At 61.8% G+C, this 22,629-nt stretch carries 22 protein-coding genes; 3 read left to right on the top strand and 19 right to left on the bottom strand.

What is annotated here, in order from left to right; all coding sequences use genetic code 11:
* Nucleotides 1-38 precede the first annotated feature (38 nt).
* The 13 genes from BFN10_RS21675 to ccoN (BFN10_RS21615) form a co-directional block, all read right to left on the bottom strand.
* Nucleotides 39-722, bottom strand: a complete 684-nt coding sequence (locus tag BFN10_RS21675; RefSeq protein WP_071491369.1) for a sulfite exporter TauE/SafE family protein — start codon at nt 720-722, stop codon at nt 39-41.
* A complete protein-coding gene (gene ccoS, locus BFN10_RS21670; protein ID WP_010208549.1) occupies nt 715-927 on the bottom strand; it encodes a cbb3-type cytochrome oxidase assembly protein CcoS in 213 nt (70 codons plus the stop codon). Before ccoS ends, BFN10_RS21675 begins: the two co-directional genes overlap by 8 nt.
* A gap of 22 nt (nt 928-949) precedes the next feature.
* Nucleotides 950-3,394: a heavy metal translocating P-type ATPase gene (locus BFN10_RS21665; RefSeq protein WP_071491368.1), complete on the bottom strand. Its 2,445-nt coding sequence runs from the start codon at nt 3,392-3,394 to the stop codon at nt 950-952.
* Nucleotides 3,395-3,535: 141 nt separating this feature from the next.
* Complete coding sequence (locus BFN10_RS21660) at nt 3,536-4,075, bottom strand: FixH family protein (protein WP_071491367.1); 540 nt, start codon at nt 4,073-4,075, stop codon at nt 3,536-3,538.
* A gap of 14 nt (nt 4,076-4,089) precedes the next feature.
* Entirely contained in the window at nt 4,090-5,493 is a 1,404-nt protein-coding gene (gene ccoG / locus BFN10_RS21655; protein WP_071491543.1) for a cytochrome c oxidase accessory protein CcoG, read from the bottom strand.
* A 301-nt stretch (nt 5,494-5,794) separates the two neighbouring features.
* Nucleotides 5,795-6,772 carry a cytochrome-c oxidase, cbb3-type subunit III gene (gene ccoP / locus BFN10_RS21650; protein WP_071491366.1) on the bottom strand — a complete coding sequence of 326 codons (978 nt, stop codon included), beginning with the start codon at nt 6,770-6,772 and terminating at the stop codon, nt 5,795-5,797.
* Nucleotides 6,769-6,954 carry a CcoQ/FixQ family Cbb3-type cytochrome c oxidase assembly chaperone gene (locus BFN10_RS21645; RefSeq protein ID WP_003175465.1) on the bottom strand — a complete coding sequence of 62 codons (186 nt, stop codon included), beginning with the start codon at nt 6,952-6,954 and terminating at the stop codon, nt 6,769-6,771. Before BFN10_RS21645 ends, ccoP (BFN10_RS21650) begins: the two co-directional genes overlap by 4 nt.
* A 3-nt stretch (nt 6,955-6,957) precedes the next feature.
* Nucleotides 6,958-7,566: a cytochrome-c oxidase, cbb3-type subunit II gene (gene ccoO, locus BFN10_RS21640; RefSeq protein WP_003193167.1), complete on the bottom strand. Its 609-nt coding sequence runs from the start codon at nt 7,564-7,566 to the stop codon at nt 6,958-6,960.
* The gene (ccoN, locus tag BFN10_RS21635) at nt 7,566-9,008 is read right to left on the bottom strand and encodes a cytochrome-c oxidase, cbb3-type subunit I (protein ID WP_071491365.1); all 1,443 of its coding nucleotides are present in this window, start codon (nt 9,006-9,008) and stop codon (nt 7,566-7,568) included. Before ccoN (BFN10_RS21635) ends, ccoO (BFN10_RS21640) begins: the two co-directional genes overlap by 1 nt.
* Nucleotides 9,009-9,358: 350 nt before the next feature.
* On the bottom strand, nt 9,359-10,306 hold the full coding sequence (gene ccoP / locus BFN10_RS21630; protein ID WP_058427331.1) for a cytochrome-c oxidase, cbb3-type subunit III: 948 nt from the start codon (nt 10,304-10,306) through the stop codon (nt 9,359-9,361).
* The gene (locus tag BFN10_RS21625) at nt 10,303-10,503 is read right to left on the bottom strand and encodes a cbb3-type cytochrome oxidase subunit 3 (protein WP_010208563.1); all 201 of its coding nucleotides are present in this window, start codon (nt 10,501-10,503) and stop codon (nt 10,303-10,305) included. Before BFN10_RS21625 ends, ccoP (BFN10_RS21630) begins: the two co-directional genes overlap by 4 nt.
* 3 nt (nt 10,504-10,506) lie before the next feature.
* On the bottom strand, nt 10,507-11,115 hold the full coding sequence (ccoO, locus tag BFN10_RS21620; protein ID WP_017735321.1) for a cytochrome-c oxidase, cbb3-type subunit II: 609 nt from the start codon (nt 11,113-11,115) through the stop codon (nt 10,507-10,509).
* A 10-nt stretch (nt 11,116-11,125) separates the two neighbouring features.
* Nucleotides 11,126-12,550: a cytochrome-c oxidase, cbb3-type subunit I gene (gene ccoN / locus BFN10_RS21615; protein ID WP_058427329.1), complete on the bottom strand. Its 1,425-nt coding sequence runs from the start codon at nt 12,548-12,550 to the stop codon at nt 11,126-11,128.
* A gap of 79 nt (nt 12,551-12,629) precedes the next feature.
* Here ccoN (BFN10_RS21615) and BFN10_RS21610 point away from each other — a divergent pair, with 79 nt between their 5' ends.
* Nucleotides 12,630-13,322, top strand: coding sequence for an alpha/beta family hydrolase (locus BFN10_RS21610; RefSeq protein WP_071491364.1), 693 nt, complete (start codon nt 12,630-12,632; stop codon nt 13,320-13,322).
* Between the two features lie 113 nt (nt 13,323-13,435).
* Here the strand turns inward: BFN10_RS21610 and BFN10_RS21605 are convergent, their stop codons facing one another.
* Together BFN10_RS21605 and BFN10_RS21600 are read right to left on the bottom strand one after the other, a co-directional pair.
* Complete coding sequence (locus tag BFN10_RS21605; protein WP_058427327.1) at nt 13,436-15,001, bottom strand: methyl-accepting chemotaxis protein; 1,566 nt, start codon at nt 14,999-15,001, stop codon at nt 13,436-13,438.
* Nucleotides 15,002-15,104: 103 nt separating this feature from the next.
* Nucleotides 15,105-15,896: a CPBP family intramembrane glutamic endopeptidase gene (locus BFN10_RS21600; RefSeq protein ID WP_071491363.1), complete on the bottom strand. Its 792-nt coding sequence runs from the start codon at nt 15,894-15,896 to the stop codon at nt 15,105-15,107.
* A gap of 409 nt (nt 15,897-16,305) precedes the next feature.
* Here BFN10_RS21600 and BFN10_RS21595 point away from each other — a divergent pair, with 409 nt between their 5' ends.
* Nucleotides 16,306-17,166, top strand: a complete 861-nt coding sequence (locus BFN10_RS21595) for a DMT family transporter (RefSeq protein WP_071491362.1) — start codon at nt 16,306-16,308, stop codon at nt 17,164-17,166.
* 33 nt (nt 17,167-17,199) lie between these two features.
* Here BFN10_RS21595 and BFN10_RS21590 read toward each other — a convergent pair whose 3' ends face one another.
* Together BFN10_RS21590 and BFN10_RS21585 are read right to left on the bottom strand one after the other, a co-directional pair.
* A complete protein-coding gene (locus BFN10_RS21590; protein ID WP_071491361.1) occupies nt 17,200-18,084 on the bottom strand; it encodes a DMT family transporter in 885 nt (294 codons plus the stop codon).
* A gap of 52 nt (nt 18,085-18,136) precedes the next feature.
* Nucleotides 18,137-19,747, bottom strand: a complete 1,611-nt coding sequence (locus BFN10_RS21585) for a methyl-accepting chemotaxis protein (protein ID WP_414860447.1) — start codon at nt 19,745-19,747, stop codon at nt 18,137-18,139.
* A 406-nt stretch (nt 19,748-20,153) separates the two neighbouring features.
* On the opposite strand from BFN10_RS21585, the gene aceK reads away from it, so the two are divergent.
* Complete coding sequence (gene aceK / locus BFN10_RS21580) at nt 20,154-21,869, top strand: bifunctional isocitrate dehydrogenase kinase/phosphatase (protein WP_071491359.1); 1,716 nt, start codon at nt 20,154-20,156, stop codon at nt 21,867-21,869.
* Nucleotides 21,870-21,903: 34 nt separating this feature from the next.
* Here aceK and BFN10_RS29320 read toward each other — a convergent pair whose 3' ends face one another.
* Complete coding sequence (locus tag BFN10_RS29320) at nt 21,904-22,173, bottom strand: hypothetical protein (protein WP_130898136.1); 270 nt, start codon at nt 22,171-22,173, stop codon at nt 21,904-21,906.
* A gap of 18 nt (nt 22,174-22,191) precedes the next feature.
* Nucleotides 22,192-22,491 carry a hypothetical protein gene (locus tag BFN10_RS29315; protein ID WP_130898137.1) on the bottom strand — a complete coding sequence of 100 codons (300 nt, stop codon included), beginning with the start codon at nt 22,489-22,491 and terminating at the stop codon, nt 22,192-22,194.
* Between the last annotated feature and the right edge of the window lie 138 nt (nt 22,492-22,629).

Raw genomic sequence — 22,629 nt, 5'->3', positions numbered from 1 at the left:
TTGCATCAACAGGGAGCGGCGCTATGCCACATGGCCTTTCAATGGCCCATTAGCCAGTGCTGATGCGGACCGGGCAACGTCCAAATGCCGAATAGAATTACCAGCAAGCCACCGGCCATCCTCACGCTGCGCTTGCGCAACAGTGCCGTCACCCGTTCCGCCGCCAGTCCAGTGGCCAACAGCACTGGCCAAGTCCCCAAGCCGAATGCCAGCATCAGCAACCCGCTGTCCAGCGCATTGCCCTGGCTCGCCGCCCACAGCAACGTGCTGTAGACCAATCCGCACGGCAACCATCCCCACAACGCGCCCAGCAGCAATGCACGCGGTACGTTGGACACGGGCAGCAAACGGTTGGCGACCGGCTGTATATAGCGCCATAGGCCGCGTCCGAGGCTTTCGATACGGGTGAGACCGCTCCACCAGCCCGCCAGGTACAGGCCCATGCTGATCAAAAGCAGGCCGGCGAGCACGCGCATGAACATCGCCGCGGGGCTGTTCGCCACCGCCCAGCCGGCGAGGCCGATCAACACGCCGGCCGCGGCATAGCTGAGGATGCGTCCCAGGTTGTAGGCCAGCAGCAGTTGAAACCGGCGACCGCGTTGCTCCTTGGGGATCGCCAGGGTCAGCGCGCCCATCAACCCGCCGCACATGCCCAGACAATGGCCTCCACCGAGCAGGCCGAGGATCAGTGCAGAGACCAGCAGCGGCGCCAGCTCAAGCATGAGGCGGGTCTTTTGGTGGTTGTTCGGGGTGGTTGGCCTCTTCGACGCCGGCCAGGTGGTTCGGGTCCTGGTCGTCGAACAGCACGCTATGGGCCGGGCCGTCGAGGTCGTCGTACTGGCCGCTGTCCACCGCCCAGAAGAAGATGTAGATGGCCACGCCCACTAACAGCAGCGCCGCCGGGATCATTACGTATAAAGCTGGCATCTGCACTCCATGCCCGCGCGGCTCACACTGGCAGCGGGCGGGTTACTGAGGGGGCTCGGGCGGCCGGCGCGCTCGGCAGGCGAGTCAGGCGCAGGGCATTGAGCACCACGGTCAACGAACTGAGGGACATGCCGATCGCCGCCCAGATAGGAGTGATCCAGCCCAGGGCGGCAAACGGCAGCATAAGGCCATTGTACAACCCGGCCCACAGCAGGTTTTCAATGATTACCCGGCGGGTGCGCCGCGCCAGAGTAAAGGCTTGCACCAGGGCGTCCAGGCGGTTGGACAGCAACACCGCATCGGCGCTGGTCTTGGCCAGGTCGGTGGCCGTGCCCATCGCCACGCTGATGTCCGCGGCGGCGAGTACCGGCACATCGTTGACACCGTCGCCAAGCATCAGCACTTTGCGGCCTTGCTTGTGCAGTTGCTGAAGGACTTGCAGCTTGTCATCCGGGCGCAGGCCGCCGTGGGCCTCGTCGATACCCAGCTCGGCGGCGACGCTGGCGACCATTGGCGAACTGTCCCCGGACAGCAATAGCGTGCGCCAACCCCGCGCCTTGCACGCGGCCAGCAATGCAGGCGCATCACTGCGCAGGCGATCGTCGAGCACGAACCAGGCCAGGGCGCCGTCGCGGTCGCCGAGCAGCAGCCATTGGCCGCAAACCTCCGGCGCTGCCGGGATCGGGCAACCACTGAGTTCGCAGACAAAACCCGGCTGGCCAATGCGCAATACGCGCTCGCCGACGCGACCTTCAAGGCCCAGTCCTGGCGAACTGACGACCTCATCGGCGGCCACTGGCGCACGCCCAAAGGCGCGGGCAATCGGGTGTTCGGAGCGGTTTTCCAGGGCGGCGGCGAGGCTCAGGCACAGGTCGGTACTCAAGGTGCCCAGCGGGCGTATGGCTCTCAACGCCAGGCGTCCTTCGGTGAGGGTGCCGGTCTTGTCGAAGATCACCGCGTCGATCTGGTTGAGCCCTTCCAGCACATGGCCGCGCGTCAACAGCAGCCCGAGTTTGTGCAAGGTGCCGGTGGCGGCGGTGAGGGCGGTGGGAGTGGCCAGGGACAGCGCACAGGGGCAGGTTGCTACCAGCATCGCCAGCACAATCCAGAACGCCCGCGACGCATCCAGCTCCCACCACAGCAGGCCGATCAGCGCGGCGGCGATCAGCGAGCACAACAGGAACCACTGTGCGGCGCGGTCGGCGATCTGCGCCAGGCGTGGTTTATCGGCCTGGGCGCGCTCCAGCAGGCGCACGATGGCGGACAGGCGCGTGTCATGGCCCAGGGCACGTACTTCGACGGTCAATGCCCCCTCGACATTCAGCGTGCCCGCCGTGACCGCATCGCCGCTTTGGCGCGGTTGCGGCAGGTACTCACCGGTGAGCAGGGATTCATCGATGCTCGATTGCCCGTCGAGGATCACGCCGTCCGCCGGCAGCACGGCGCCGGGGTGCACCAGCACGCGGTCGCCCAGGGTCAGTTCGGGGAGCAGGATGCGCTCGCTCTGGCCGTCGGCCTTGAGTCGCAGGCACGAGGCGGGCAGCAGGTTCACCAATTGCGCCGTCGCGGCGGCCGTGCGCTCCCTGGCGCGGCGCTCCAGGTAACGGCCGGCCAGCAGGAACAACGCAAACATGCCCACCGCATCGAAGTACAACTCGCCCACGCCGGTGATTGCCGTCCAGATGCCCGCCAGGTAAGCCCCGCCGATGGCCAGGGAAACCGAGACATCCATGGTCAGGTGGCGCGTGCGCAAGTCGCGCAAGGCGCCCTTGAAAAACGGTGCGCAGCTGTAGAACACGATGGGTGTTGTAAGAAACATCGCCACCCAGCGCAGGATCACATGCAGCTCGGGGCTCAGGTCGATGTTGAATTCCGGCCAGGTAGCCATGGTTGCCATCATTGCCTGGAACCACAGCAAGCCAGCCACGCCCAATTGGCGCAGGGCCAGGCGATTTTCGCCGGCCAGCTGCTCGGCAGCGCGATCGGCCTGATAGGGGTGAGCGGCGTAGCCGATATGGCGCAGTTCACTGAGCAGTTGGCTCAATGCCAGTTGCCCATCGGTCCAACGAACGTGCAGGCGATGGTTGGACAGGTTCAACCGCGCCTCGGCCACGGCGGGCAGGCTGCGCAGGTGTTTCTCGATCAGCCAGCCGCAGGCGGCGCAGCTGATGCCCTCCATCAGCAGGGTGGTTTCGGCCAGCTCGCCCTCGTGGCGCACGAAGGGTTTCTGCACGTCGGCGCGGTCATACAGCGCCAATTCGTCCAGCAGTTGCACCGGCAACGCCTCAGGGTTGGCCGAGGCTTCGCTGCGGTGCTGGTAATAACTTTCCAGGCCGCCGGCCACGATGGCTTCGGCCACGGCCTGGCAGCCGGGGCAGCAGAGTTCGCGGCGCTCACCGAGGATGACCGTGGTGAAACGGCTACCGGAGGGGACGGGGAGGGCGCAGTGGTAGCAGGGGGTGGTCATGGCTTGGGAATCTATGGTGGCTGGTAGGGCCTCATCGGGGGCAAGCCCCCTCCCACATTTGACTGATTTCACCAATAGATATGTGTAAACCCAATCCAGTGTGGGAGGGGGCTTGCCCCCGATGCGCGAAGCGCAGGCTTTTTACTTTTTCAGGTCTTCGGCACCCTGCAACGGTTCATCACCCAGCAGCAAGTCCTTGTCGTGGCTGACTTGTTCTTCCTCGAACATGCGCCAGGTCCGGTCGCCTTCCACGCCGAGCAACTCGACGAACCGCCGGCCTTCCACCTTGTCGGTGACCTGGCCGATGTAGCGGCCGGGCTCGCTGTCGCTGCGGGCCAGGTTGATCTTGCGGTCTTTCTCCGGCTGGGTCGGGGAAATCAGGTTCAATTCCAGGGTTTTCGGGTTGCTGTAGCCGGTGAGGTTGACCTCGACTTCACCGGTCAGCTCATCCAAGTGCACCTTGGCGCGCAGTTGCAAGGTCTGGGCCAGCAGCTCGCGGTCCAGGGAGCGGTTGATGCCTTTGCCGGCCTCGTAGTAGTTGTCGTTGACCAGGTTGTCCGGGTTGTTCACCGCGATGGTCACCATGGACAGGGTCAAGGTCACCGAACAGGCCAGGATGCCGATGATGATCCACGGCCAGAGGTGCTTGTACCAAGGGCTTGCGGCGGTTGCTACGGACATTGTTCGGTTCCCTGTTAGCGGACTTGAGGGCCGATGAATCGGCTCTTGGCTTCAATATGGACGCTGGCGTCATCGGCATCGGTGAGGATGAATTTCACCTCGTTGGTGCTCGACGGCAATTGTTCCGGCGCACTCGACAGCTCCACCGGCATGCTGACGATATCGCCGGCCGCCACCTTGATCTCCCGGCGGCCTTGCAGCTTGAGGTCGGGCAGGCCGGCGGCATCGAGCACGTAGGTGTGGTCGCGTTGGTCCTTGTTCATGATCTTCAGGCTGTAGACGTTTTCGATGCGGCCTTCGGCGTTCTCGCGGTACAGCACGCGGTCCTTGCTCACGTCGAAACCCACCAGCGAGCGCATGAAGAATGCCGCCACCAGCAGGCTGATCATCGCCAGCAACACCAGGGCGTAGCCGATCAGGCGCGGGCGCAGCTTGTGGGTTTTCTGCCCTGACAGGTTGTGCTCGGTGGTGTAGCTGATCAGGCCGCGCGGGTACTCCATCTTGTCCATGATGTTGTCGCAGGCATCGATACAGGCGGCGCAGCCGATGCACTCGATCTGCAGGCCGTCGCGGATGTCGATACCGGTGGGGCACACCTGCACGCACATCGTGCAATCGATGCAATCGCCCAGGCCCTGTGCCTTGTAGTCGGTACCTTTTTTACGCGGGCCACGCAGTTCGCCGCGGCGTGGGTCGTAGGAAACGATCAGGGTGTCCTTGTCGAACATCACGCTCTGGAAGCGCGCGTACGGGCACATGTAGATGCACACCTGTTCGCGCAGCCAGCCGGCGTTGCCGTAGGTGGCAAGGGTGAAGAAACCCACCCAGAAATACGACCAGCCATCCGCCTGGCCGGTGAAAAAGTCGAACACCAGTTCGCGGATCGGCGAGAAGTAGCCGACAAAGGTCATGCCGGTGACAAAGCCGATCAACAGCCACAGGGTGTGCTTGCTGAATTTGCGCAGGAATTTGTTGGCGCCCATCGGTGCCTTGTCGAGCTTGATGCGCTGGTTGCGGTCGCCTTCGGTGACCTTCTCACACCACATGAAGATCCACGTCCATACGCTCTGCGGGCAGGTGTAGCCGCACCACACGCGACCGGCGTACACCGTGATGAAGAACAGGCCAAACGCGGCAACGATGAGAATGCCCGAGAGCAGGATGAAGTCCTGGGGCCAGAAAGTTGCCCCGAAAATGAAGAACTTGCGCTCGGGCAGGTTCCACCACACGGCCTGGTGGCCACCCCAGTTCAGCCACACCGTGCCGAAGTACAGCAGGAACAGACCGGCCCCGCCGAGCATGCGCAAGTTGCGGAACAGGCCGGTGAAGGCGCGCGTGTAGATTTTCTCTCGCGAGGCGTAGAGGTCGACGGTTTTGGCAGGCGGGGTAACGTCATGTACCGGTATCTGGTTACTCATCATTGCATCCCACGGCGGTGGAGATTTGCCTTGGCCAGTACGTGCCAGCCGGGGTCAAATTAGGGGTGTTGCAGTGGTGTAATGATACGCCCCCGGTGGTGCTGAAAGGGGGCGACCTAAGTGATCTGGATCAATTGATCTGGCAAGTATGGCCGGTTTTGGCTGGCCCGGTTCTATGAAACACCGCGGATCCAATGTAGGGGGGGCTTGCCCCCGATTGCAGTGTGTCAATCAGTGCATCTGTCACTGATCCACCGCTATCGGGGGCAAGCCCCCTCCCACATTGGTATTGCAGCGGCTTTTATTGCTCTTCAGCCTTCTTATCCCCATGGGACAAGCTGTACACATACGCCGCCAGCAAGTGCACCTTGTCATTGCCTTGCAGCTGTTCCTGCGCCGGCATCTGGCCCTGGCGGCCCCAACGGATGGTCTGTTGCAGTTGGGCGAAGCTCGAGCCGTAGATGAAGGCGCCCGGGTGGGTCAGGTCGGGCGCGCCCATGGCAGGAGTGCCTTTACCGGCCGGGCCGTGGCAGGCCACGCAGTTGGCGGCGAAGAGTTTCTCGCCGTTGGCCACATCGGCTTTCACGCCTTCGGGCAGTTTGCGCCCGTCGAGGTTGGTGAGCACGAACGCAGCCACATCGCTGACGCCTTGCTCCTTGAGGATATCCAACCAGGCCGGCATCACCGCATGACGGCCCTTCATGATGGTTTCCTTGATGGTGGCAGGCTCGCCGCCCCAGCGCCAGTCGGCATCGGTCAGGTTGGGGAAGCCATAGGCGCCCTTGGCATCGGAACCGTGGCACACCGAGCAGTTGGAGGCGAACAGGCGACCCCCCATCTTCAACGCTTGCGGGTCCTTGGCCACTTCTTCAATCGGCATCGACGCGAATTTGGCGAAGATCGGCCCGAACTTGGCGTCCGACCTGGCCATTTCCTTTTCCCATTCGTGCACGCCGGTCCAGCCGGTCTGGCCATTGGCGAAGGGGGTTTGCTTGTCGGTGTCGAGGTAGTTGTAGCCCGGCAGCAGGCCCTTCCAGTTGCCCAGGCCGGGGTACAGCGCCAGGTAGCCGAGGGCGAAGACGATGGTGCCGACGAACAGCATGAACCACCACTTGGGCAGCGGGTTGTCGTATTCCTCGATGCCGTCGAACGAATGGCCGACGGTCTCGTCGGTTTGCTCGGCGCGCTGGCCCTTGCGGGTCGACAGCAGCAGCCAGGTCAGGGCGAAGATGGTACCCAGACTGAGGACTGTGACGTACAGACTCCAGAACGTAGTCATTCTTTGTTACTCCTAGAAGCTTGCTCGACGTGCTTGATGGCTTCGGGATCATCCGCAAAGGGCAGCAAGGTCGCGTCTTCAAACTCCGACTTGCGCTTGGGGCTGAACACCCACAACGCCAGGCCGATAAAGGCCACCATCACCACAACGGTGCCCAGGCCACGAATCATCCCGATATCCATAGATCACCGTTTGCTTTTGATGATGGTGCCCAGGCCCTGCAGGTAGGCCACCAGTGCGTCCATTTCGGTCTTGCCTTTCACGGCGGCCGCTGCACCGGCGATGTCTTCGTCGGTGTAGGGCACGCCCAGGGTGCGCAAGACCTCCATCTTCTTCGCGGTGTCCTTGCCGTCGAGCTTGTTTTCCACGAGGAACGGGTACGCCGGCATTTTCGACTCAGGCACCACGTTGCGCGGGTTGTACAGGTGCGCACGCTGCCAGTCATCGGAGTAACGCCCGCCGACACGGGCCAGGTCCGGGCCGGTACGCTTGGAACCCCACAGGAACGGGTGGTCCCACACGCTTTCACCGGCGACCGAGTAGTGGCCGTAGCGTTCGGTTTCGGCACGGAACGGGCGGATCATCTGCGAGTGGCAGCCGACACAGCCGTTGGCGATGTAGACGTCGCGGCCTTCCAGTTCAAGGGCGGTGCGCGGCTTCATACCTTCCACCGGCTTGTTGGTCACGTCCTGGAAAAACAGCGGAACGATCTGGGTCAGGCCGCCGATACTCACGGCGATGACCATGAAGAAGGCCAGCAGGCCGATATTCTTCTCGACTACTTCATGCTTCATCAGTGAGCTCCCACAACGGCGATCTTGGCGGCGGCTTCGGCTTCTGCCGGGTCGGCGGCACGCACGGTGCGCCAGACGTTGTAGGCCATCAGGAACATGCCGGAGGCAAAGAATGCACCGCCCAGGGCGCGCACGATGTAACCCGGATGGCTGGCTTGCAGCGCTTCGACGAAGGAGTAGGTGAGGGTGCCGTCATCGTTGATGGCTCGCCACATCAGGCCCTGGGTGATGCCGTTGACCCACATCGAGGCGATGTAGAGCACGGTGCCGATGGTGGCCAGCCAGAAGTGCGCGTTGATCAGGCCAACGCTGTGCATCTGCGGACGGCCGAACAGTTTGGGGATCATGTGGTACAGCGCGCCGATGGAGATCATCGCCACCCAACCGAGGGCGCCGGCGTGTACGTGGCCGATGGTCCAGTCGGTGTAGTGGGACAGCGAGTTGACGGTCTTGATCGCCATCATCGGCCCTTCGAAGGTCGACATGCCGTAGAACGCCAGCGACACCACCAGGAAGCGCAGGATCGGGTCGGTGCGCAATTTATGCCAGGCGCCGGACAGGGTCATCATGCCGTTGATCATGCCGCCCCAGCTCGGGGCCAGCAGGATGATCGACATCGCCATGCCCAGGGACTGTGCCCAGTCCGGCAACGCGGTGTAGTGCAAGTGGTGCGGGCCGGCCCAGATGTACAGGGTGATCAGCGCCCAGAAATGCACGATGGACAGGCGGTACGAGTAAATGGGACGTTCGGCCTGTTTCGGCACGAAGTAGTACATCATCCCCAGGAAACCGGTGGTCAGGAAGAAACCCACGGCGTTGTGGCCGTACCACCACTGGATCATCGCGTCCGTGGCCCCGGCGTAGGCCGAGTAGGACTTGAACAGGCTCACCGGCAACGAGGCGTGGTTGACGATGTGCAGCATCGCCGTTACCAGGATGAACGCGCCGTAGAACCAGTTGCCCACGTAGATGTGCTTGGTCTTGCGCTTGACGATGGTGCCGAAGAACACCACGGCGTAGGTCACCCACACGATGGCGAGCAAAATGGCGATGGGCCATTCCAGCTCGGCGTATTCCTTGGTAGTGGTGTAGCCCAGTGGCAGGGTGACGATGGCGCCAACGATGACTGCTTGCCAACCCCAGAAGGTGAAGGCCGCAAGGCTGTCGGAGATCAGTCGCGTCTGGCAGGTTCGCTGCACGACATAGTAGGAGGTGGCAAACAATGCACATCCGCCGAAGGCGAAGATCACCAGGTTGGTGTGCAGCGGGCGCAGGCGGCCAAAGGTCGTCCATGGCAAACCGAAATTCAATTCCGGCCAGACCAGTTGCGAGGCGATGAACACCCCGAGCCCCATGCCAAGGATCCCCCAGACCACCGTCATGATGGCGAACTGGCGGACTACCTTATAGTTATAAGCAGTCGGACTGATTGCTGTGCTCATTCTAAGGTTCCACGGTTTAGGTTTTTTTATAGGTAAAATCGGCCGCAAGTATGTAGAAAGCGAGGGGTCATTGCAACGCAATGACTGACCTGTATCAATGCGTTCCACGCCAGATTCTGCGCCCTTTCCATGTTTGGTGTAAGGACAAAATCGGAAATCGAAAGCTGATCGAGTGGACAGGAAAATTCGAGGGTCGCAACGAATGTCGTTGCGTACGCCAGGATCGGTCCGCTGTGGGAACAAGCGTAGACCCGAAAGTGAGGAGGGGAAAGTTGTGCTTTGGAGGGGTGTGACACTTGGTCGCGTACAGCGCCAGGGTTGCCGCCCCAAAATGGGGCGGCGATCAGAGGTTATTGCGCCTGGCTTTCTGGCGTTGCGCCATCAGCGTTGTGGGACAGGCTATAAACGTAGGCGGCCAGCAGATGCACCTTGTCATTGCCTTGCAGCACTTCCTGCGCCGGCATCTGGCCCTGGCGGCCGTGGCGGATGGTCTGCTGCAACTGCGCGAGGCTGGTGCCGTAGATGTAGCCGGCCGGTTTGGTCAGGTCGGGCGCGCCCATGGCTTCCATGCCGTGGCCTTCCGGCCCGTGGCAGGCGACACAGGTGGTGTTGAAGGCTGCCTGGCCGGCAGCCACATCGGCGCTGCTGTCGGCGGGCAGGGGCAACTTGGCCAGGTCGTGGCGAACAAAGGCCGCAACGTTTTTCACACCCTCATCGCCGAGCATGTCACCCCAGGCCGGCATCGCCGCGTGGCGACCGTTGAGGATGGTGGTCTTGATCGCCTCGGCCGAACCGCCCCAGCGCCAGATGTTGTCCGCCAGGTTCGGGAAGCCAAACGCGCCCTTGGCGTCCGAGCCGTGGCACACCGCGCAGTTGGAGGCGAACAGGCGACCGCCCATTTTCAGCGCTTGCGGGTCTTTGGCCACTTCTTCCACGGGCATGGCCGAGAATTTGGCGAAGATCGGCCCGAACTTGGCGTCGGCCTTGGCCATTTCCTTGTCCCATTCCTTGGCCTGGGTCCAGCCGTCTTCATAGCCCGGCAACACGCCTTTCCAGTTGCCCAGGCCCGGGTAGAGGATCAGGTAGCCGACCGCGAACACCAGGGTGCCGGCGAACAGCATGAACCACCACTGGGGCAGCGGGTTGTCGTATTCCTCGATACCGTCGAAGGCGTGGCCCATGGTCTGGTCGACGCTGCCCTTGGTCTCGCCCTTGCGGGTGCCGACCAGCAGCCAGGTCAAGCCGATCAGGCTGCCGAGGGTCAGTACGCAGATCCATGTACTCCAGAATAGGGTCATGGCCGGGTGCTCCTTATTGCAGGCTCTTCTTGAGCGTCGGATGGAGAGGGTTCATCGGCGAAGGGCAGCAGGCGCGCCTGCTCGAATTCCGCATTGCGCCGGTTGTTGAACACCCACAGCGACAGGCCGATAAAGGCGATGGCAACCACCAGCGTGCCGAGGCCGCGGATGGTGCCTGCATCGAATTCAAATCCCATGGCTCACCTCTTGCTCTTGATGGCGGTGCCGAGCACTTGCAGGTACGAGACCAGCGCGTCCATCTCGGTCTTGCCCTTGAGGCTGGCCACGGCGCCACTGATGTCGTCGTCGGTGTACGGCACGCCGAGGGTGCGCATCACTTTCAACTTGGTCTCGGTGTGGCTGCTGTCGACGGCGGCGGTGACCAGCCATGGATAGGCCGGCATTTTCGACTCGGGCACCACGTTGCGCGGGTTATACAGGTGCGCGCGGTGCCAGTCGTCCGAGTAGCGTGCGCCGACGCGCGCCAGGTCCGGACCGGTGCGCTTGGAGCCCCACAGGAACGGGTGGTCCCACACACTTTCACCGGCGACCGAGTAATGGCCGTAGCGTTCGGTTTCGGCACGGAAGGGGCGGATCATCTGCGAGTGGCACTGTACGCAGCCTTCGCGGATGTAGATGTCGCGGCCTTCCAGTTGCAGCGCGGTGTAGGGTTTCATGCCCTCCACCGGCTTGTTGGTCACGTCCTGGAAGAACAGCGGGACGATCTGGGTCAGGCCACCGATGCTCACGGCAAGCACCATGAGCAGCATCAGCAGGCCGACGTTCTTTTCAATCGTTTCGTGTTTCATCACAGACTCCTCAGGCCAACTGCGCAGTGGTGGCGGCTTCGACAGGCTGCGCCGAACGCACGGTGCGCCAGGTGTTGTAAGCCATCAGGAACATGCCGCTGAGGAAGATCGCACCGCCCACCAGCCGCACGATGAAGCCAGGGTGGCTGGCCACCAGGGTTTCGACGAAGGAGTAGGTCAAAGTGCCGTCTTCGTTGACCGCCCGCCACATCAGGCCCTGGGCGATACCGTTGACCCACATCGAAGCGATATAGAGCACGGTGCCGATGGTGGCCAGCCAGAAGTGCGCGTTGATCAGGCCAAGGCTGTACATCTGCTCGCGGCCGAAGACTTTCGGGATCATGTGGTACAACGCGCCGATGGAGATCATCGCCACCCAGCCGAGGGCGCCGGCGTGTACGTGGCCGATGGTCCAGTCGGTGTAGTGGGAGAGGGCGTTGACGGTCTTGATTGCCATCATCGGGCCTTCGAACGTCGACATGCCGTAGAACGCCAGGGACACCACGAGGAAGCGCAGGATCGGGTCGCTGCGCAACTTATGCCAGGCGCCCGACAGGGTCATCATGCCGTTGATCATGCCGCCCCAGCTCGGTGCCAGCAGCACCAGGGACATCACCATGCCCAGGGACTGTGCCCAGTCCGGCAGCGCGGTGTAGTGCAAGTGGTGCGGGCCGGCCCAGATGTACAGGGTGATCAGCGCCCAGAAGTGCACGATGGACAAGCGATAGGAATACACCGGACGCTCGGCCTGCTTGGGCACGAAGTAATACATCATGCCGAGGAAACCGGCGGTGAGGAAAAAGCCTACCGCGTTATGCCCATACCACCACTGCACCATGGCATCCGTCGCACCGCCATAGAGGGAGTAGGACTTGGTCAGGCTGACCGGGATTTCCAGGTTGTTGACGATATGCAGGATGGCCACGGTGATGATGAACGCACCGAAGAACCAGTTGCCGACGTAGATGTGCTTGGTGTTGCGCTTGGCCACGGTGCCAAAGAACACGATGGCATAGGCCACCCAGACAATGGTGATCAGGATGTCGATCGGCCATTCCAGCTCGGCGTATTCCTTGGAGCTGGTGTAGCCCAGCGGCAGGGAGATCGCTGCCAGCAGGATGACCAACTGCCAGCCCCAGAAGCAGAACGCGGCGATTTTAGGCGCGAACAGCTGCGTCTGGCAGGTACGCTGCACCGAGTAGAAGGAGCTGGCGAACAGCGCGCAGCCACCGAAGGCGAAGATCACCGCGTTGGTGTGCAGCGGGCGCAGGCGGCCGAAGCTGGTCCAGGGCAAGTCGAAGTTGAGTGCAGGCCACACCAATTGGGCCGCGAGAAAAACCCCGAGCCCCATGCCGACGATGCCCCACACCACCGTCATAATGGCGAATTGGCGGACCACCTTGTAGTTATAGGCGGTACTTAAAGTAGTGTTCATGGTTCCCCATCCACGGTTCAACCCAAGCAGATGCGGCACTTGGGCTGGAGTTATAGGCAGACTAAAAAGCGAGGCAAGCATGGGCAAAGAGCACAAGGCCAGTATTGACGGGGATCAATGGGCGCAGTGTGTGCGGGAACATGGGTGGTTGTGGGATGTCGCGGCGGGGGCGGCTGAGGCTGCACCCGTGACGCTGATCCTGGCCCACGGCGCCGGTGCACCGATGGACTCATCCTTCATGAACGATATGGCTGCACGCCTTGCCGGGCAGGGCGTCAACGTGTTGCGCTTCGAGTTTCCCTACATGGCCCAGCGCCGGGTTGACGGCGGTAAACGCCCGCCCAACCCGGCCCCGAAGCTACTCGAATCCTGGCGTGAGGTGTATGCCGAGGTGCGACGTCATGTCGCTGGAAAACTGGCCATTGGCGGCAAGTCCATGGGCGGGCGCATGGCCAGTTTATTGGCCGATGAATTGGGTGTTGGTGGGTTGGTGTGCCTGGGGTATCCGTTCTATGCGGTGGGCAAGCCGGAAAAGCCACGGGTCGAACATCTGGCCGGGCTGAAGACGCCAACCTTGATTGTGCAGGGCGAGCGCGATGCACTGGGCAATCGGGCGGCGGTGGAAGGGTATGAGCTGTCGCCGAGCATCGAGGTGATGTGGCTGGTGGCGGGGGATCATGACTTGAAGCCGTTGAAGGCGTCGGGATTCAGTCATGAGCAGCATCTGGAAGCCGCGGCAGTGGGGGTGGCTGGGTTTTTGGCTGGCCTATAGGGCCTCATCGGGGCGGTGCGACGCTTCGACAAGCCCCCCACACTTGACCGTGTTCTCACATTCCAAATTGTGAACACAGTCAAATGTGGAGGGGGCTTGCCCCCGATAGCGACCTACCGGTTAAACCGCTCCACCAGCGAGTACTGAGTATTGGCGGTATGCGTCAGCTCTTCACTCAACTGCGCCGAGTTCAGCGCCTGCTCCGAGGTCTGGTCCGCCAACAGCGCAATGGTGCTGATGTTACGGCTGATCTCTTCGGCCACCGAGCTTTGCTCTTCGGTGGCAGCCGCGATCTGGGTAGTCATATCGGTGATATGCGCCACCGCTTCACTGATGCCCACCAACGCCTGGTCCGCTTCCATCACCCGCGCTACACCTTCTTCGGCCTGGCGATGCCCGGCGTCCATGGTTTGCACGGCGGCAGCGGCGGTCTGCTGCAGCTTGGCGATCAATGCATGGATCTGCCCGGTTGACTCGGCGGTACGCTGGGCCAGTTGGCGGACTTCATCAGCCACCACCGCAAAACCACGGCCCATCTCCCCGGCACGCGCCGCTTCGATGGCGGCGTTGAGCGCCAGCAGGTTGGTCTGGTCGGCAATGCCCTTGATCACGTCGACCACACCGCCGATTTCATCGCTGTCCTTGGCCAACTGGGTCACGGTCACACCGGTCTCACCCACAGCCACGGACAGACGCTGGATCGCCTCGCGGGTTTCCCCGGCGATATCGCGGCCACGGCCGGTGAGGCGGTTGGCCTCTTGGGTCGCATCGGCCGTGCGCTGCACATGGCTGGCGACTTCCTGGGTAGTCGCCGCCATCTGGTTGACCGCCGTGGCCACCTGCTCGGTCTCGACGCGCTGGCGTTCCAGGCCGCTGGAGCTGTTGTGCGCCAGGGTGTTGGACTGCGCGGCCTGGTCGTTGAGGTGCTCGGCAGTGTCCTGCAAACGCGTAAGGCAGGTCTTCAGACGCGCCTCCTGGCTGAGGATCGACATTTCCAGGCGCGCCTGGGCGCCACGGCTGTCGGTGTACATCTGCGCGATCAGCGGGTCGGAGGTGGTCTGTTCGGCCAGGCGCAGCAAACGCTTGAGGCCGCGCTGCTGCCAGCTCAGGCCGAGCAGGCCCAGCGGCACCGACAACCCCGCCGCCAGGGCAAAGCCCCAGTGGGAGTTGAGCGAAGCGCCGATCATGAAGCTCAACTGGCTCACCAGGATAAACGGCAGCCAGTCCTGCAACACCGGCAACCACTTGTCCCGCTGAGGGATCGCCGACTTGCCCTGGTTGATGCGTTGGTAGAGCGCTTCGGCCCGGCGGATCTGCTCGGCGGTGGGCTTGATGCGCACCGATTCGTAGCCGACCACCTGGTTGCCTTCGAAAACCGGCGTCACATAGGCGTTAACCCAGTAGTGGTCACCGGTCTTGCAGCGATTCTTGACAATGCCCATCCATGGCAAGCCTTGTTTGAGCGTTGACCACATGTGCGCGAACACCGCCGCCGGAACGTCCGGGTGACGCACCAGGTTGTGCGGGGCACGCACCAGTTCGTCGCGAGAGAACCCACTGATTTCGACGAAGGCGTCGTTGCAGTAGGTGATCACGCCTTTGGCATCTGTGGTGGAGATCAACCGTTGCTGAGCGGGGAAGGTACGTTCGCGCTGGGTAACGGGTTGGTTATTACGCATGATTGTTCAATCCGCAAGGCTTTCAGGGGGTATCGGCAAGAACGGCGGTTTATTTAACTTATTTTTGCAACAATCGACGGGATGCACGTTCCCCAGCACGAGATCAACCGGCCAGCATCGGGTAGGTAAACAACCCGAAGTGAAGCAGATTCAAGCCAAAGTGCGTGGCCACCGCTGCGCCCAGGCCGCCAAATCGATAGGCCAGGCCATAACCCACCCCGGCGATGCTTGCCAGCAATACCCAATGCCAGCCTGCGCCGATGTGCACCAGGCCGAACAACAGCGAGGCCAGCAGCAGGGCGAGGTTTTCGCCATAGGGCAGGTGTTTGAAGCGACGGCTCAAACCGCCCTGCACATAACCGCGGAACAGGGCTTCTTCCACCAGCGTCACCAGCAGCAGGTTATTGAGTACCCACAGCCAGGCCTGTTCCGGCCACTTCGGCGCCCAACTGATCATGCCCAGCAAGGCCGCTCCGCCGAGGGCGGCGATGGCGGTGAGGGTCAACGCCAGGGCGGCCACGCAGATCGACAAACGCAACGAGCGCCGCGCCACAATCCACGGGCAGGCCAGCAACAGCCAGAAGCCAATCAGCGGTTTGTCCTGGTTCAGGTACATCGAGAAGGGCACGGCATCCTCGGTGAAACGCTGCGAGGCAATGCCGCGCCCGTTGTAGAAACCCGGCAACCAGTGCATCGCCAGGCTCAGGGCCAGCACCACAAACAGCCCGTGGCCCAGGTAACGCGCCCACGGCGTGCGTTGCTGGCGTACGGCGTAGCCGGCAATCAGCAGCAGGGCGACGGACACGCCCGCCAGCACGCCCAATTGCCCGTAGATCAAGGCCAGTAGATAGCCAATGGAAAGAAGCGCCAGGTACAGCCAGGGCAATGCGATCATGGGAAATCCTTGGGAAAAACTGGGCGGCATTATAGCGATCTGTCCTACGGGGCTTACATGAAACTCCTCCATTCAGAGTGATTGCAAAACCTATCACCGGCTGGTTATAGTCCGAGCCTCTCCATCCCTTCACACAAGATCAGCCCATGCCTGCTTCCCAGCGCACAGCGGTAGTCGATTCAGCGGTCAACGCTGCGGTCGTGCCGTGCGGGGACAAGCAGCCTGCGCAGATCAGTCACTACCCTCCACCTGTCAGCAGCACGTCGGTGTACGCAGTCGTATCACCGCCGGGTGTTGGTATTGCGGGTTGATCAGCTGATCGCTGTTCCCGTCTGCCCGCCTGAAAAAAACCTAATGCATTTCAGCGTCTGCTGAATCGGCTTTTTTTGCCTGATGACAGGTGGTAACCATGTCTGTTTTTTCGAAACAATCCGTGGCCGCGGCGGCCTCGACGAGCCTGTTTGTTCTGCTGTGGAGCAGTGGGGCGATCTTCTCCAAATGGGGCCTGGCCCACGCGTCACCCTTTGCGTTTCTGCTGATCCGCTTTGCCATTGCCCTCGGGGGCCTGGTGGTGCTGATACCGATCCTCAAGTTGAAACTGCCGCGCCCCGGCAAGCCACTGTTATACGCAGCGGCGACGGGGTTGGTGTTGTTGGGCGCCTATCAGATTTTCTATCTGTTGGCCCTGGACCTCAACGTCACCCCCGGCGTGATGGCAACCATCATGGGCGTACAGCCGATCCTCACCGTGGTGCTGATAGAGCGCCAGCGTTCTTTCAGCCGTGTGTTCGGCCTGGGCCTCGGGTTGGCGGGGCTGATCATGGTGGTGTATCAAGGCATCGGCCTTTCTGGCATGTCCCTGGCAGGCATGCTGTTCGGGTTGCTGGCCCTGGCCAGCATGACCTTCGGCTCGATCATGCAGAAACGCATCACCGACGAGCCCCTGGGCACGCTGCCGGTGCAGTACCTGGCGGGGTTGCTGCTGTGTTCGGTGTTTGTGCCGTTCCAGCCGTTCCATTTTGAACACAGCAGCAGCTTTTACCTGCCGGTGCTGTGGATGGGCCTGGTGGTGTCGTTGCTGGCCACGCTGTTGCTGTACCGCCTGATCGCCCGGGGCAACCTGGTGAATGTCACCAGTCTGTTCTATCTGGTGCCGGCGGTGACGGCGGTGATGGACTATCTGATCTTTGGCAACCGGTTTGCGATGTTGAGCCTGTTGGGGATGGGGTTGATCATCATCGGTTTAGTGTTTGTCTTCCGTAAGCGTTGACACTGTACTGTAGGAGCCCGGCAAGCCGGGCTCCTACAATTTTCGCGGGCGCAACACCAACCACAACGCCCCCGCAATCAACACCCCGCCATACAGATGCGCCATGGACAATGGCTCATCCAGCAGCAACGCGCCCCACAACACCCCAAACGGCGGAATCATGAAGGTAACGGTCATCGACTTAACCGGCCCGATGGACGTCAGCAACCGGAAGTAAAGAATGTAGGCAAACGCCGTACACACCAGCCCCAACCCCAGCAACGATCCCCACACCTGCCATCCACCCCAACTCGCCGGCGGTTGGCTGATGGCGCTGTAGGCAAAGAACGGCAACAGGAACAACGTCGCGCCGAGCATGCTGCCCAGGGCCGACAGGCGGCTGTCCAAGCCACCACGCTGATCCAGCCAGCGCCTTGCCAGGAACCCGGCAAAGCCGTAACAGGTGGTCGCCAGCAAGCAGGCCAGCGCGCCCATCAATAATTCCAGGTCAAACGCCACCGGCCCTGCGCGGGTCAGTACCCCCACGCCCAGCAGGCCCAGGCACACCCCGGCGACTTTCGATGGGGTCAGGCGTTCGCTGAAGAACAGCCCGCCAATCAACACGCCCATCAACGGCGTGGTGGCGTTGAAGATCGCCGAGTAACCCGCCGGCAGTACTTGGGCAGCGACTGAATACATGGTCGCGGGAATGCCTGAGTTGATCACGCCGAGCAGCAGTACAGTCTTGAACTTGCCCTGGAAATCCCAGCTCACCCGCATCGCCGCCAGGATCACCAGCAACCCGGCGGCGGCGATCGACACGCGGAAAAACGCCGTTGGCAGCGTGCCGATCTCCGGCGCGATAATGCGCATGAACAGGAAGCTCGCGCCCCAGATGGCGGCGAGCCCCAGCAAGTACAAGGTGTCGACAGGTCTCACGGAACACTCCTACCTCAATAAGGCCGCGAGTGTTGCATGACATGTCTAATGATTACAGGACAAACCGCGTCACCAGCCCATTCAGGTCCACCGCCAGGCGTGACAGTTCCTGGCTGGCGGCCGAGGTCTGAGTGGCACCGGCGGCGGTCTGGGTGGACAGGTCGCGGATGTTCACCAGGCTGCGGTCCACGTCACGTGCCACCAGCGCCTGCTGCTCGGCGGCGCTGGCGATCACCAGGTTGCGCTGGCTGATCTGCGAGATGGCCGCGGTGATTTTTTCCAGGGCGCTACCGGCGCTGTTGGCCCGTTGCAGCGTCTGGCCGGCGTGCTCGGCGCTGCTGTTCAGCGCTTCGACCGTATCCTGGGTGCCGCGCTGGATGCCGGTGATCATCTGCTCGATTTCTTCGGTGGAGTCCTGGGTGCGTTGCGCCAGGGAGCGCACTTCATCGGCTACCACCGCAAAACCACGCCCGGCCTCGCCTGCGCGGGCTGCTTCGATGGCGGCGTTGAGCGCCAGCAGGTTGGTTTGCCCGGCGATGCCGCGGATCACTTCCAGCACCTTGCTGATGTCCTGGGCTTGCACGGCCAGGCCTTCGGCCTTGTTCGAGGCGCCGAGCACCTCGTCGACCAGGTTCTGGATCGAGCTGATGGTTTCGCTGATCTGGTAGTGGCCGTGCTTGCTGTCCTCGTCGGAGGCCTGGGACGCCTCGGCGCTGGACACCGCATTGCCCGCCACTTCGTCCACGGCCGCGCTCATTTCGGTGACGGCGGTGGCCGCCTGTTCGATCTCGTCGTTCTGCGCCTGCAGGCCACGGGTGCTTTGTTCCATCACCGAGCTCATCTCCTCGGCGGCGGAGGCCAACTGTTGCGCCGATTCGCTGATGCCACGGATGGTGCCTTGCAATTGCGCCTGCATGGTGGCCAGGGCGTTGAGCAATTGGGCCGGTTCGTCCTTGCCGCTGACGGCGATCGGCTGGCTCAGGTCGCCGCCGGCAATGGTGCGCGCCACGCTCAGTGCCTGGCCGAGCGGGGCGGTGATGCTGTGGGTCAGCAGCCAGGCGAGCAACAAGGTGGCGATCAAGGCGAATACGATGATCAGGCCGACGATCCACTGTGCACTGGAATAGGTCTGCGCGGCGGAATCCACGGCGGTTTCCACGCCGTTCTGGTTGAAGACGATCAGGTCCTCCAGGCTCTTGCTGAGGATCACGCCCTGGGGAGCGAGGCGGGTGTTGAGCAGGTCAATGGCGTCTTGCTGCTGATCCTTGTCCACCAGGGTGACGATCTGTTCGACGAGGGCCAGGTAAGCGTCCACGTTACCTTCGAGCTGTTTGAGCATCTGGCGCTCTTCGTCGCTGCTGAGCAGGGTTTTGTGATGGTCGAGCAGGGTTTGCAGCTCGCTGCGCTGGCGTGTGATCAGGGCTTTGCTGTTGTCGCGGATCCGCGATTCGTCGGTGGTCGCCAGGCGCAAGGCTTCCAGGCGGATGCTGGCGACAAAGGCTGCGCTGTCGTGGATGTTCTCGATGCTCGGCATCCACGATTGCTCGATGACCAGCGCGCTCTGGCGCAGCTTGGCCATCTGGCCCAGGCCGAACATGCCCACGATCACCAGCAAGCTGGCCAAAACCCCAAAACTCAGACTGGCACGCAGACCGATCCTCATGTTCCTCAATGACATCTCAATGCTCCTTGGGCGATTAGAACCTGTTCCCGGATCGGTCTTCGGACCTTGTTAGGGTGGGAGAGGGCGCGCTATATATCAAAGTGCCCTCAAGGTGGTAATCAGGGTTTCCCTTAGCTGGATTCAACGGTGTATTTGGAGCAGAGCCCCGGGGGGAGTACGCGGGATTCCGGCGCTAAGCGGCAAGGCCGCGTCGTTGTGGGCGTATGGGGAAAACAATGTGCGACTTTTCAGTGCGTTTATTGACCAATTGGTCGAATTAAATAAATTGAAAATAAATGTACGAAATGAACGGAGTTGTACAAGGCTGCACAAAAAATGACTCTTCTCCTGTGTTCGTACACTGGCTAAGCTCAGGGCTTCCCGATGCCCGCTCGAGGTTTCCCGCATGTCGCAATCCGCCCTCGCCATTGCCCAGATGATCCTCGATGGCTTCGACGACTACCGAGAGCACTTCCGCCAGATCACCGACGGCGCCCGCGAGCGTTTCGAAAAGGCCCAGTGGCAACAGGGCCAGGCGGCGTCGGCGGCGCGCATCAATCTCTATGAGGAAAAGGTCTCCGAGGTGACTCAGCGGTTGCGTGAGCACTTCAATGACGCCGCGCTGCTCGACATCGATGTGTGGCCCGTGGTCAAAAGTGCCTACATCGGCCTGATCGACCTGCGCTTCGACGATGAACTCTCCGAGACCTGGTACAACTCGATCTTCTGCGGCCTGTTCAGCCACGACCTGATCAGCGACGGCTGCATGTTCATCCACACCACCCGGCCCAGCCTGCGCCGGGCACGGGCCGCGCAGACGCGCACCTACACGCCCGCCGGGCAAATCCCGCAAATGCTCGCGCAGATCTTTGCCGACTACCGCTTCAGCGAACCCTACGCCGACCTCGCAGCCGACCTTCATCGCCTCGAAACCCAGCTGCGCGAAAACCTGCCGGACTGGGTGTGCAAGGACCCGGACCTCAAGGTCGAGCTGTTTTCCTCGGTGCTCTACCGTAATAAAGGCGCCTACCTCGTCGGGCGCATCTACACGCGCGACGAACAATGGCCGCTGGTGATCCCGCTGCTGCACCGTGAAGGGCAGGGCATCCAGATCGATGCGCTGATCACCGACGAAGCCGATGTGTCGATCATCTTCTCGTTCACCCGCTCCTACTTCATGGTCGATGTACCGGTGCCGGCGGAATTCATCGGCTTTCTCAAACGCATCCTGCCGGGCAAGCACATCGCCGAGCTGTACACCTCCATCGGGTTCTACAAGCACGGCAAGTCGGAGTTCTACCGCGCGCTGATCAACCACCTGGCGACCACCGACGATCAGTTCATCATGGCCCCCGGCGTGCGCGGCATGGTCATGAGCGTGTTCACCCTGCCGGGCTTCAACACCGTGTTCAAGATCATCAAGGACCGTTTTTCACCGTCGAAAAACGTCAACCGCGCCACGGTGATCGAGAAGTACCGCCTGGTCAAAAGCGTCGACCGGGTCGGACGCATGGCCGATACCCAAGAGTTCGCCGACTTCCGTTTCCCCCTGAGCAAATTCGAACCTGAGTGCCTGGCCGAGCTATTGGAAGTGGCTGCGGGCACCGTCGAAGTCGAAGGCGATACCGTGCTGATCCGTCACTGCTGGACCGAACGGCGCATGACCCCGCTCAACCTCTACCTCGACAACGCCAACCCCGCCCAGGTGCGCGAAGCTTTGGAAGACTACGGCCTGGCGATCAAACAGCTGGCGGCCGCCAATATCTTCCCTGGCGATATGCTGCTGAAGAACTTCGGCGTTACCCGCCACGGTCGCGTGGTGTTCTACGACTACGACGAAATCTGTTTTCTCACCGAAGCCAACTTCCGTCACATCCCCGCACCGCGCACCCCGGAAGATGAGATGGCCTCAGAACCCTGGTACTCCATCGGCCCACTGGATGTGTTCCCCGAGGAATTCCCCCCGTTCCTGTTTGCGGATGCTGGTCAGCGCAAGTTGTTCGATGAGCTGCACGGGGAGCTGTACAACGCGGATTACTGGAAGGGGCTGCAGGAGGCGATTCGGGCCGGGAAGGTGATCGATGTCTTTCCGTATCGGCGCAAGGAGCGCGATCAACTGTAGCAGCGACTGTCTACAGGTGATCGCGCCGTGCGGCTTATATACGGCTGAGAAAGCCCATCAACATTCTTACGCCAAGCGTTGATGATCGATCCGCGGGTAGTTGTTGATCGATTTGAGGGGACGTCGTGTTCGAAGACCGGCCTGAACCGATCCGGTTTATCGAATCGGTATTGGTCAGCGTCGAATAGGCCGGCGGATACTCATACGGGGGTGGCGGCAACGTATCGGCGCTGCGTAGCTGCAGGCTCAATGCTTGCGCATAAGTGGGCAGTTGGGCGGTGGAACGGCTGGAATCAATTGGCATGGAAACTCCTGTATTGGGTCATACCGCTGCGGGCTGGGTAAGCACACGATTTGTGCTGGAGGGCCTTGCTGAGTGGGTGCCGATCAGCGAGGCGTTCCGATCATTGCCAGGCTGTTTTCTTCGGGTTGGTATCCCAGTCTCAGCGCCGTAAGGTTGATCGTCGGCTGCCATGTGGCTTGGCTGTTTGAAGTGGACGCTGGTTTTTTCTGTATAGGCTGGGGGCGGCTTCGCGGCTTCGTAATAGGTTGGCGGCTCGGTAGCCTCGGCATAGCTGTGGGTATTGCCGCTGTACGCGTGGTTGTTGGAGTTGATGGGCATATACACCTCGTGCGATGAGCTTGGAGGGAATCTGTCGTTTCTAATAGGTCGAGTGGATCCAGGACCTTTGCGTCACAGGCCGCTCATGAAACCCATTCCTCGTAATGCCTGACTGGTCGTGTGAAAGCTCGAGATTCG

The organism is Pseudomonas extremorientalis (genome assembly GCF_001870465.1).
Taxonomy (GTDB): Bacteria; Pseudomonadota; Gammaproteobacteria; order Pseudomonadales; family Pseudomonadaceae; genus Aquipseudomonas; species Aquipseudomonas extremorientalis.
Note: the sequence above shows the minus strand (reverse complement) of the source record. Positions and strands in the feature narration are given on the sequence as shown.